The organism is Allobosea sp. OAE752 (assembly GCF_050433265.1).
GTDB classification, from domain to species: Bacteria; Pseudomonadota; Alphaproteobacteria; order Rhizobiales; family Beijerinckiaceae; genus Allobosea; species Allobosea spartocytisi.
Window position 1 is genome coordinate 69190 of record NZ_JBNPXO010000016.1, and the last position, 8523, is coordinate 77712.

The following is an 8523-nucleotide window of genomic DNA, read 5'->3' on the forward strand; positions in this document are numbered from 1 at the left end:
GATCACGCGTCGTGCGGCCATCATACGCAGGTTTGCACCCCGCATGTTCACGGCTTGTGAACCCCCAGGGCCTCGGCCGTTCGGACCAGGTCGGCCAACGTGCGCACACCCATCTTCCGCATGACGTTGCCTCGATGGATCTTCACCGTGATCTCGCTGAGGCCGAGCACGCCGGCGACCTGCTTGTTCATCAGACCGGCAACGACATGCGTCATCACCTCGCGCTCCCTGGCTGTCAGCGTGGCATAGGCTGAACGCTGATCGTCCAGCGCCGCGGTCGCGCTGCGGCGCTGCCGGTCGCGCTCAATCGCAGACGTCACCGCGTCGAGCATTTCCTGATCGCGGAAAGGCTTCGACAGGAAATCGACCGCACCAGCCTTCATCGCCCGCACGGTCATCGGTATGTCGCCATGTCCGGTCATGAAAACGATCGGCAGCGCTATCCCCTGCCGGGCGAGCTGGTCCTGAAAATCGAGGCCGCTAATGCCAGGCAGGCGCACGTCGAGGATGATGCAGCCTGGCACGTCGGGCAAAGCGCCCTGCAACAGCTCCGCCGGCGCGCCGAAGAGGCGCGTCGCCAGCCCAACAGACCGGATCAAACTGTCGAGGGATTCACGCACCGCCGGATCGTCGTCCACGATCACGACGAGTGGCGGGCTCGGTGAAGCCGGGGCCGGCTTTACGGACGACTGCCTGATCATACCGCGGTACCATGGTGGGAAATAGGAAGAGTCAGGCGGAATGTCGCTCCGCCCTCTGGAGGGTTCTCGACCGAAAGCTTTCCGCCGTGAGCTTCAGCGGTCGTTCGGCAGATCGCAAGACCCATGCCCATCCCCTCCGGCTTGGTCGTGAAGAAGGGATCGAACAGGCGCTCCAGGTGCTGGGGCGAGATGCCGGGACCGGTGTCGCGTAGAGCGATCTCGACACGACTGCCTTCCACTTGGCAGTCTGCCTGACCGGCGGTGATCGTCAGCAGGCGCCGGCCATCATGTTCAGTCATCGCCTGGCCGGCGTTGACCATCAAGTTGACCAGGACTTGCTGGAGCTGGATCCGGTCGCCGATGACAGGCGGCAGGTCCGCAGCGGCTTCGATGCGCAATTCGACCTCGGCGCGCGCGAGTTCCCGCTGCACGAGCTGCGCGGCCTCCTCGATCAGCGCCGCGACATCCAGCGCATTCGAGCGGGTCGGTGCCTTGGTCAGGAAGGCGCGAATCCGCTTCACGATCTCGCTGGCGCGCCGCCCTTCGGAAACGACGCGCCCGATGGCGCTGTCGACCTCCTGCAGGTCAGGCTTGTCGCGGCGTAGCCAGCGCAGCGCCGCCTCGCCGTTGGTCACGACTGCCATCAATGGCTGATTGACTTCATGGGCGATCGACGCGGTGAGCTCACCCAATGTCGCCACGCGGGCGGCATGGGCGAGTTCCGCCTGTGCTTGCAGCACCGCATCCTGCGCCTGCCGGCGTTCGGTGATGTCAACGACGAAGACAAGAACATTGCCGTCGCCGTCATCGACTGTCGGAAAGGTAATGGCGAAGATGACCGGCACGCGGCTGCCATCGGTCCTGACGATCTCCGTCTCGCCTTCATGGAAGCTCTCGCCACGAGCGAAAGCCGCCAGCGCCGGCCCGAAGGTCGGATCGCTGTCGCTCAGCACATCGTCGACCGTCTGGTGGAGATCAGAAGGACATCCCGCTCCGATCATGGAGAGGAAGGCTGGGTTGACGTCGACAATCTTCGTCACCTTGCGCAGGCGCGCGACAAACTCCGGATGCGCGGCCAGATGAGCCGCCAGTGTCTCCCCATTCGCGAGATCGAGTGCGGCAAGTTCGCGGCGCGCCGCGCTCCAGTCCTCCTGGACGACGCCGACCCGGGTCGCGTCGAACATGCGCCGGTAGCGTCTTTCGCTCTGAACCAGCGCCGCGTGGGCAGCCTCGCGTTCGGTGACATCCCTATTCGTCTCGAACACGCCGACGATGCGTCCCCTGGCATCGTGTTGGAGGGCCCAGCGACTTTCCACGGTAATCCGCGCGCCGGCCTTGGTCCGGTGCTCCAGCGTGCCCTCCCATCGTCCCGTGTCGTGAAGCACGCGGTCGGCCGCGTCGCGCGGCAGCGCATATCGCGTCTCCAGCAACTCGTCGGCGATCCGGCCCGTCGCCTCGGCGGCAGACCAGCCATAGGTCTCTTCCGAGGCGCGATTCCAGAACGTGATCTGTCCGAAAGTGTCTCGCACGAAGATCATGTCGTGCGACAGGTTGAGCAGCCGGGCTTGGGCCGCAAGCGTCGCCGTGGCCGCCTGGTTCTTCAGGGAGAGCAATGTCGCGATCGTGATCGCCGCCACGCTGACCAGCGCGCGCAAAGTGGGAGCGCCGGCCAGGCTCGGGCCATGTGTATCGACATAAGCCACGACGGTCAGGCTCAGGCTTGTCACCGCCGCCACGAGGATGTCGCCCCGCCGTTCGGTGCCCGCTGCCAGCAAGACCACCAGAACGTAGAGCACAGCCACCGCGCCCTCCAGCGGCGAGAGCGTATCGAACAGGAAGATGCAGAGCGCGAGCAGACCCGCGGCGATGCGAAGTGCCGTCGTGTTCATGGCCGCAGAGAAGAAGGAGCGCCGGGGGAGAGCGGTGTCCGGCGGGGCGGATCGAGAGGCGCTGTGCCGAGCGGCGGAGAAGCGGGAGGACATGAGGGGCAGCCGATTCCGGTCGCGAGAGCTGACAACGCGCTAGCATAGCTCATCTGCCTCGTCCCCCGCGATCGGTGTGGATGCTTCGATCCGCGGCATCACTTTCGCAAAAGCGGCCGGCGATGAAATCATACAGGGGTTTAGGTCGGCCGGGCGCGGCCTTCGCTGGCGCACACAAACCTAGGTATGAGCTCGACATGCCTTCGTCCGATTCAGGCGGCGGCGGCCGCGACCTAGGGTCGGGACATCGGGGAGACGGGCTCCTCGAAGCCACCCCGGAGAGCTGCCATGAACGACCTGTCCATCCATGCCAAGCGCGACGCCGCCTTGCGCACCCCGACCGATCTCGGCGCGAACGCCACGACCGACATCGCAGCCGCGCTGACCGGCGTCCTCGCCGACATGTTCGCCCTGTATCTCAAGACCAAGAACTTCCACTGGCACATGTCCGGCCCGCATTTCCGGGACTATCACCTGATGCTCGACGAACAGGGCGATCAGATCTTCGCGACCACCGATGGGCTGGCCGAGCGCGTCCGCAAGGTCGGCGGCTCGACGCTCCGCTCGATCGGCCATATCGGCCGGATCCAGCGCCTGCTCGACAATGACGCGGACTATGTCACCCCCCAGGACATGCTGGCGGAGCTTGCCGACGACAACCGCAGCCTGACCGGCTTCCTGCGCGCGGCTCACGGTGTCTGCGAGGCCCATAACGACGTCGCCTCGACCAGCCTGATCGAGGTCTGGATCGATGATGCCGAGCGGCGGAGCTGGTTTCTCTACGAAACGACACGGCAAGAGCGCTGAGCGCGCTCAAACACGTTCCGATCGGAGGAGAATGACCATGTCCGAAACGCATTCGCCGACGGCCCTGCCTGCGGGCCAGACTGCCCCGGCCTTCACGCTACCGGCGACGCCTGACCAGACGGTTTCGCTCGATGACCTGCGCGGCAAGCCGGTGATCCTCGCCTTCTATCCCGCGGACTGGAGTCCGGTCTGCGGCGACCAGATGGCGCTCTACAACGAGATCCTGCCCGAATTCCACAAGGCCGGCGCGCAACTCGTCGGCATCTCGGTGGACGGCGTCTGGTGTCACGCCGCCTTTGCCGGCGAGCGCAAGCTGCACTTCCCGCTGCTCTCCGATTTCGAGCCCAAGGGCGCGGTCGCGCGCAGCTTCGGCGTCTACCGCGACAAGGAGGGCATCAGCGAGCGCGCCCTCTTCGTCATCGACGGGGCGGGCATCATCCGCTGGAGCTTCGTCTCGCCGCTCGGCATCAACCCCGGCGCCGACGGCATTCTCGAGGCACTCGATAATCTCGGCGCCTCGGCGCCCTCCGAAGGAGCTACGTCATGACCCGTCTCGCGATCCCCGTCGGCAGCCAGGACCATGTCCAGGGCCAGGCGCAGGCCGCTGTGACCCTCGTCGAATATGGCGACTATGAATGCCCCTATTGCGGCGAGGCCTATCCTGTTCTCAAGGCGGTGCAGCGCGCCATGGGCGACCAGTTGCGCTTCGTCTTCCGCAACTTCCCGCTCGCCGAAATGCATCCCCATGCGGTGCGCGCAGCGGAGTTCGCGGAGACGGCCGCCGAGCTCGGCAAGTTCTGGCAGGCACATGACATGCTCTACGAGAACCAGACCGCACTGCGAGACGCCGACCTCTACGCCTATGGCCTTCGCCTCGGTCTCGCTACCGACGTCGTCAGGCAAGGCCTCGATGGCCGCTTCGACCGGAAGATCAAGGAGGATTTCACGGGCGGCATTCGCAGCGGCGTGAACGGGACGCCGAGCCTGTTCATCAACGGGCTTCGGTACGATGGCGAGCGCGATATCGACAGCCTCGTTTCCGCCTTGAAGCAAGCCGCCCGGGACGCCATCCGCCCGCGCGCCGCAACGCATCGCTGAGCCCCCTTGCCACCCGGCCAATGGAGACGACCATGACCGATTCCACGATGTCCTTCCGCTACCGGCTCGAACAGGCCACGCCCCGCACCGGCTCAGGCGGCATCACGCGCGGCGCCTCCGTGAAGCAGTTCCCGGCCAGCGTCGGCATCGCAGGCGTTTCGATGAGGCTCGCACCAGGTTCGATGCGCGAACTGCACTGGCATGCCAATGCTGCCGAGTGGGCCTATGTCGTCGCGGGCGAGTGCCGCACCACGGTGCTGCATCCGGACGGCTCGTCAGCGACCGATACGTTCGGCCCCGGCGACGTCTGGTATTTTCCACGCGGCTGGGGCCACTCCATCCAGGGGCTCGGTCCCGGCGAGTGCCATTTCATTCTGATCTTCGACAATGGCGACTTCTCCGAGGATCATACCTTCAGCGTCACCGACTGGCTTTCCCGAACGTCGCCGGAGGTGCTGGCGCAGAATCTCGGCCTGAGCCGCGAACAGATCGCACAGCTCCCGGTCGGCGAGGCTTATTTCGCCCAAGGACCCGTGCCCGACGACCGTTCGACCGACGCTGCGCCGCGCGCAACGCCTGCGTTGACGACGCCGCACCGCTACCCGCTGCTGGCCCAGCAGCCACGGCGCGTGCCGGGCGGCGGCACGCAGCGTACCGTCACCGTGGACGAATTTCCGATCTCGAAAGGCATGGCTGGCTCGCTCCTGGAGATCGAGCCCGGCGCGATGCGCGAGCTGCACTGGCACCCGAACGCCGACGAGTGGCAGTATTACCTTGAGGGCAACGCCGAGATGGCGGTCTTTCTGGCGGAGGGACAGGTCGTTGCCGAAACCTTCGAGGCTGGCGATATCGGTTATGTCCCAATGGGTGCGGGCCACTACATCCGCAACACCGGATCGACGGTGTTGCGCGTCCTCGTCGGGTTCAACAATGGGCATTATGAGGCGAACGACCTCTCAGCCTGGCTCGCCGCCAACCCGGTTGACGTGCTTGCAACGAATCTCGGTTTGCCTCGTGATGTTGCGATGACGCTTCCGCATCGGGCACGCTTCATACTGTCTGGTTCCATCCCACACTGAGCGCAAGTCTTGTCGGCCTACATGTCGACGCCGGCCTGCATTCCTCACATGATCGATCGGAATTTGAGATGAGCCTGATCGAGACACGCGGCCACCAGATGTTCCCGGTGCTCGTTGCCGAACAGATTGCAACGTTCAGGAGGTTTGCCAGCGGGCCCGCGCGCCGGTTTCAACCCCACGAATTGATCTTTAACGTCGGCGACCACCATGCACCGGTATGGATGGTTCTGGACGGCGCGATCGAAGTCGTGCGCCGCGATGGCCTCGGGCGCGAGAATCCCATTACCGTTCACGGCATCGGACAGTTTACTGGTGAAGTCAGCCAGCTTGCGGGGCGTGGCTCATTGGCCGCAGGCAAGGCGGGGGCAGAGGGGTGTCTGGCGCTGCCACTGGATGCGGCGCACCTACGGGCTCTGATCATCGGTTCGGCCGATCTCGGCGAAATCGTCATGCGCGCGCTGATCCTGCGCCGGGTCGGGCTGATCGAAGGGGGTTCGGCCGGATCGGTGCTGATCGGACGAACGGGAGAGAGCGAGCTCGTGCGCTTGCAGGGGTTCCTGTCCCGCAACGGCTATCCCCACACCACGATCGACGCGGAAGACGGCGGCGACGGGCACGTCATCGTAGAGCGGCTGGGGCTGCATTCAGACGATCTTCCCCTGATGATCTGCCCGATCGGCACTGTCTTGAAGCACCCCAGCAATGCGGAAGCCGGGGTCTGCCTTGGAATGACGCCCGAGCTCGATCCGACCAAGATCTACGACACTGCCATCGTAGGGTCCGGGCCGGCCGGGTTGGCCGCGGCCGTCTATGCTGCATCGGAGGGCTTGAGCGTTCTGGTGCTCGATCAGCGCGCCTTTGGGGGCCAAGCTGGCGCCTCGGCACGGATCGAGAACTACCTGGGCTTTCCGACCGGCATATCAGGTCAGGCCCTTGCCGGACGTGCCTATAATCAAGCTCAGAAATTTGGCGCTGAGATCGCTATTCCCCTGGCCGTAACCGAGCTCGATTGCCACGACAGCGAGATCAAACGATTGTCCCTCTCGAACGGCTTTAGCATCCGGGCTAGGACAGTTGTGATAGCTGCGGGCGCGAGGTATCGCCGGCCGGACATCGCAAACCTCGACACGTTCGAAGGAAATGGCATCTCCTACTGGGCCTCGCCTGTCGAAGCGCGCCTTTGCGAAGGTGAAGAGGTTGCGTTGGTCGGCGGTGGGAACTCTGCCGGGCAGGCGGTGGTATACTTGGCCCCCAGGGTGAAGCGCCTCCACCTGGTGATTCGCCGTCGCGATCTCGAAGCGACAATGTCGCGGTATCTGATCGATCGGATTGCAGCGTTACCAAATGTCGAGATCCACCCGGAGACGGAAGTGCTTTCTCTCGAGGGAAGCAAACAGCTTGGTCTGACGGGCGCCAAATTCGGTAACCGCACGACTCGAGCCACACATCATCGCGCGCTGCGACACCTATTCTTGTTCATTGGGGCCGAACCAAACACCGACTGGCTGGCGAACTGCGTCGGCGTCGATCATGGTGGCTTCGTGAAGACGGGAACGGGCCTGACGCGTGATACCGCGATAGCCGGAGAAGTCCTGCGAACGCTGGAAACCGACAAGGCTGGTGTCTTTGCAATCGGCGACGTGAGGGCAGGATCGACTAAACGCGTCGCCGCCGCCGTCGGAGAGGGAGCAGCAGTGGTGGCCCAGATTCATGGCTACCTAGCCGATGTCGTTCGATAGCGCCCGTACTAGCGCGGTCGCCGCGTCCGCCACCAGGGACTCCTGGTTGACTGCTATCGCCGGTCTAGGTGCCTTTGACGTGCTGATTGGCATTCCGGTGGGCGGCCAGGACAAACCGGCGGTGAAGGAAGGGTAGCCAGCAAAGCCCGACGAATGTCCGGTTTTCGTCATGTCCGCTTCTCTAATCGGGCAGTTGGGTCAAGCTCGGATTGCACCTCTGTGCCGGGGCTCGTTCACGCGGGTCACGCTTCTCTTCGCAGTCTGGTGGCTTCTATCGAGCGAAGCCGCTGCACGCATGCATCGGATTGGGTCTGGAGAACGGTGAAGCGGCTGACCCGTTCGACCAGCTATGTCACATTCGCCTTGCCGAACTTCTGACGGAACTGGATGAGATCGCACTCCCAGTGCCCAAACTGCTTTCGGTCGGCGACGACGTCCGGGCGGCGCAGGATGTTCAGCTCCAGGCTGAAGCGCTGCCCATGCCGGCGCCTGGCATGCCGCAGGCGGCGACGCGCGCGGTGTTCCGGCAGATGCCGCCAGAGCTTGATGGCCTGACGGTCCGCCGAATAGGCGAACTTGTAGATCGTCTCGTGGCTGACCGAGATCGGATGACGCTCGAGCCGCATCCGGCCCGCGATCTGCTGTGGCGACCAGCCGTGCTGAATCCGTTCGATGACCGATTGGCGCACATGGGAGAAGCGCGCGAGCTTCCTGAGCCTGGTGCGCCGCTCGCGGGCCATGTCATGCGCCGTTACGCAATGGTAGCCGTTGAGCTCCGGCCATTCCTTGTCAATGAAGGCGTTGCGCCGCAGCTCCCGGAAAATCGTCGAGCGATGCCGGCCGAGCTTCTCCGCAATGACATCGACGCTCAATCCCATGCCGCGCCATCGGGCGAGCTTGCGACGGTCGTTCAGGTCCATCTGGGAGTAGGTGCGTTGCATCGCTGCGTTCCTGCGGCTGATAATCCATTGGGATCATTCGCAAGTCGCACTTCAAACTTGAACCCACCCGCCTACAGTCGGTGTCAGAGCTCGTTAGACAAGTCGCTTTCTGTGCTCGTTAGAAATGTCACTCAGGCCAGTTCTCCGGCTTACCTCAAGCAGCGCGGCGGAGCTGG

The 8523-nt window shown here is 64.3% G+C and carries 7 protein-coding genes and 1 pseudogene; 5 read left to right on the forward strand and 3 right to left on the reverse strand.

Annotated elements, in window-relative coordinates; translation table 11 throughout:
- Positions 1-47 precede the first annotated feature (47 nt).
- The gene (locus GGC47_RS26580; RefSeq protein ID WP_133565367.1) at positions 48-701 is read right to left on the reverse strand and encodes a response regulator transcription factor; all 654 of its coding nucleotides are present in this window, start codon (positions 699-701) and stop codon (positions 48-50) included.
- Positions 698-2590, reverse strand: a complete 1893-nt coding sequence (locus GGC47_RS26585) for a sensor histidine kinase (RefSeq protein WP_429069711.1) — start codon at positions 2588-2590, stop codon at positions 698-700. Before GGC47_RS26585 ends, GGC47_RS26580 begins: the two co-directional genes overlap by 4 nt.
- Before the next feature lie 381 nt (positions 2591-2971).
- On the opposite strand from GGC47_RS26585, the gene GGC47_RS26590 reads away from it, so the two are divergent.
- From GGC47_RS26590 to GGC47_RS26610, 5 genes are all read left to right on the forward strand, one after another.
- Positions 2972-3490, forward strand: a complete 519-nt coding sequence (locus GGC47_RS26590) for a Dps family protein (RefSeq protein ID WP_429069712.1) — start codon at positions 2972-2974, stop codon at positions 3488-3490.
- Between the two features lie 37 nt (positions 3491-3527).
- Positions 3528-4037, forward strand: a complete 510-nt coding sequence (locus GGC47_RS26595; RefSeq protein WP_081925063.1) for a peroxiredoxin — start codon at positions 3528-3530, stop codon at positions 4035-4037.
- Complete coding sequence (locus tag GGC47_RS26600) at positions 4034-4588, forward strand: DsbA family protein (RefSeq protein WP_038358245.1); 555 nt, start codon at positions 4034-4036, stop codon at positions 4586-4588. The genes GGC47_RS26595 and GGC47_RS26600 overlap by 4 nt, the downstream gene beginning before the upstream one ends.
- Positions 4589-4608: 20 nt before the next feature.
- A complete protein-coding gene (locus GGC47_RS26605) occupies positions 4609-5667 on the forward strand; it encodes a cupin domain-containing protein (RefSeq protein WP_429069713.1) in 1059 nt (352 codons plus the stop codon).
- A 68-nt stretch (positions 5668-5735) separates the two neighbouring features.
- On the forward strand, positions 5736-7406 hold the full coding sequence (locus GGC47_RS26610; protein WP_429069714.1) for an FAD-dependent oxidoreductase: 1671 nt from the start codon (positions 5736-5738) through the stop codon (positions 7404-7406).
- Positions 7407-7756: 350 nt separating this feature from the next.
- Here the strand turns inward: GGC47_RS26610 and GGC47_RS26615 are convergent.
- Positions 7757-8347, reverse strand: a pseudogene (locus tag GGC47_RS26615) (IS30 family transposase); the annotation flags it as partial.
- Positions 8348-8523: the final 176 nt, after the last annotated feature.

Bases quoted from the DNA above. Each gene is read 5' to 3' on its own strand.
- GGC47_RS26580 (WP_133565367.1), bottom strand. From the start codon at position 701: ATGATCAGGCAGTCGTCCGTAAAGCCGGCCCCGGCTTCACCGAGCCCG.
- GGC47_RS26585 (WP_429069711.1), bottom strand. From the start codon at position 2,590: ATGAACACGACGGCACTTCGCATCGCCGCGGGTCTGCTCGCGCTCTGC.
- GGC47_RS26590 (WP_429069712.1), top strand. From the start codon at position 2,972: ATGAACGACCTGTCCATCCATGCCAAGCGCGACGCCGCCTTGCGCACC.
- GGC47_RS26595 (WP_081925063.1), top strand. From the start codon at position 3,528: ATGTCCGAAACGCATTCGCCGACGGCCCTGCCTGCGGGCCAGACTGCC.
- GGC47_RS26600 (WP_038358245.1), top strand. From the start codon at position 4,034: ATGACCCGTCTCGCGATCCCCGTCGGCAGCCAGGACCATGTCCAGGGC.
- GGC47_RS26605 (WP_429069713.1), top strand. From the start codon at position 4,609: ATGGAGACGACCATGACCGATTCCACGATGTCCTTCCGCTACCGGCTC.
- GGC47_RS26610 (WP_429069714.1), top strand. From the start codon at position 5,736: ATGAGCCTGATCGAGACACGCGGCCACCAGATGTTCCCGGTGCTCGTT.